This is a genomic window from Planomonospora algeriensis, assembly GCF_977012225.1.
The window spans coordinates 1-1,846 of record NZ_CDRNDK010000783.1 but is presented as its reverse complement, the minus strand read 5'-3'; the positions used below and the strand labels follow the sequence as shown (position 1 = coordinate 1,846).

Genomic DNA, 1,846 nt, shown 5'->3' with positions numbered 1-1,846 from the left:
GTGCGAGCCGCCGCGTCCCGGACGGCGGGCCGACGCCCGCGGACGGCGATCCCACCGGCCCCGGCGAGCCCGGAGAGCCCGGCGGCCGGTCGAGGCCGGGGAAGGGCGGGACGCCACCGGTCCCGCGCCGCAGAACCTCACCCCCCTCATCGTCGCGGTCCTCGCCGCCGTCGCCGTCTCCGGCGGCGTGCTCGGCTGGATCGCCGTCGGCCGGGCGGCCCGCCGCCGTGAACAGGAGCACTGACATGAGTCCCACCTCCCAGAAGCCCGCGGATCTCGCCGAGGAGGCTCCCACCGTCGGCATCCCCACCGAGGAACCCGGGAAGCCCGGGAAGCCCGCCGGCCGCGCCGTGCCCCCGGAGCCCGGAGCCGCACCCGAGCCTGGGTCCGCGCCCGCACCCGGACCCGGACCCGGACCCGAGCCTGAGTCCGCGTCGGGACCTGTGCCCACGTCGGGGCCCATCTCCACGGCCGCCCCGGCGGCGGAGCAGGAGAGCGTCTCCGGGGGCCGCAAGGGGTCCGCGGCGTGGCGCAGGAGGGTGGCCTGGGCGGTCGCCGGAGCGGTCGTCGCGGGGGCGGTGGCGTTCGGCGCGGTGCAGTGGATCTCCGCCGAGCGGCTGGCCGACCGGCTCGCGGCGGAGCGGAGCGAGCGGCTCGCGGTCTCCACCAGGGCCGGGGAGTTCGCCGTGGCGCTGCAGACCTATGACCACACCGATCTGCAGGCCTACCGCGACCGGGTCTTCGGCCTGTCGGGCGAGGACTTCGAGAAGACCTACGACGAGGCGTTCAGCCCGCTGGAGAGCGTGATCAGCGCGATGCGGGCGTCCTCCACGGCCTCGGTCCGCGGCGTCTACGTCTCCGAGGTCGCCGACGGCAGGGCCAGGGCCATCACGGTCGTGGACTCCCAGGTGAAGAGCACCGCGGGCACCCGGCGCATGCTCGGCGCCCACATGGAGCTGGGCCTGGTCAAGATCGGCGGCCAGTGGAGGGTGAACGACGCGACCGTGATGGGCGCCGCCGACGAGCTCGTGACCGATCCCGACGGCAAGGCGGTCGAGCCCGGTCCCTCCCCGAGTCCGACCGGGAAGGACCGGTGACTCAGGCGATATACCCTCCCATTCCTACCGAAAGCTCTAATCTGGGCGAATGCGTGATTGTCTGGTGCTGGCCGGCCCCACCGACGAGATCTGTTCTCCGGCCTCGATGGACCTGCTCACCGAGGTGGAGCGCGAGCGCGCGGCGGCGTTCATCCGGGAGTCCGACCGGCGTGACTTCGTCGCGGCCCACGTGCTCGTACGGCGGTGCGCGGCCAAGGTGGCCGGGGTTCCGGAGGACCGGCTGACCCTGCTGCAGATCTGCGAGTACCACGGGCCGGGGCACGGCAGGCCGTACATCGCGGAGATCCCCCGGCTCGGCGTCAGCCTGAGCCACACCCGCGGATACGTGTGCGCCGCGGCGGGTCCCGGCCTGGTCGGCGTGGACGCCGAGTGCGTCCCGGCCGGCCCCCTGGACGAGTCCCTGGCCGGGCAGGCGCTCACCCCCGCGGAGCGGGAGCTGGTCCGCGGGAACGAGGAGCTGATCCGGCTCTGGGCGCGCAAGGAGGCGCTCGTCAAGCGCGGTGAGCTGACCCTGGACGGCCTGCGCGCGGCCGACCTGTCCGCCCTCCCCCTGGACCTCCCGCCGGACGGCCCGCGCGCCCTGCGCTGGCAGGGCCGGCACCTGCTCGAGTGGCGGACCCGCGGCGCGGACGACCGGGAGATCGCGGTCTGCGTCGTCTCCGACCACCCCGCCACGCTCGGCTGAGCCCCGAACCCTGGTGAGCCCGAACCCCGGCCGCCGGGCGGCG

Annotated in this window: 2 protein-coding genes and 1 pseudogene; all 3 read left to right on the top strand. The window is 75.2% G+C overall.

Annotated elements, in window-relative coordinates; translation table 11 throughout:
* Positions 1–244: pseudogene (locus ACWJ6R_RS35735) on the top strand (hypothetical protein); the annotation flags it as partial.
* 199 nt (positions 245–443) lie between these two features.
* Positions 444–1,097, top strand: a complete 654-nt coding sequence (locus ACWJ6R_RS35730; protein WP_449066447.1) for a hypothetical protein — start codon at positions 444–446, stop codon at positions 1,095–1,097.
* A gap of 49 nt (positions 1,098–1,146) precedes the next feature.
* Positions 1,147–1,803, top strand: coding sequence for a 4'-phosphopantetheinyl transferase superfamily protein (locus ACWJ6R_RS35725; RefSeq protein WP_449066446.1), 657 nt, complete (start codon positions 1,147–1,149; stop codon positions 1,801–1,803).
* The last annotated feature ends 43 nt before the right edge of the window (positions 1,804–1,846 follow it).

What these genes read in the sequence shown, in the direction of transcription:
- ACWJ6R_RS35725 (WP_449066446.1), top strand. Translation starts at nt 1,147, where the DNA reads ATGCGTGATTGTCTGGTGCTGGCCGGCCCCACCGACGAGATCTGTTCT.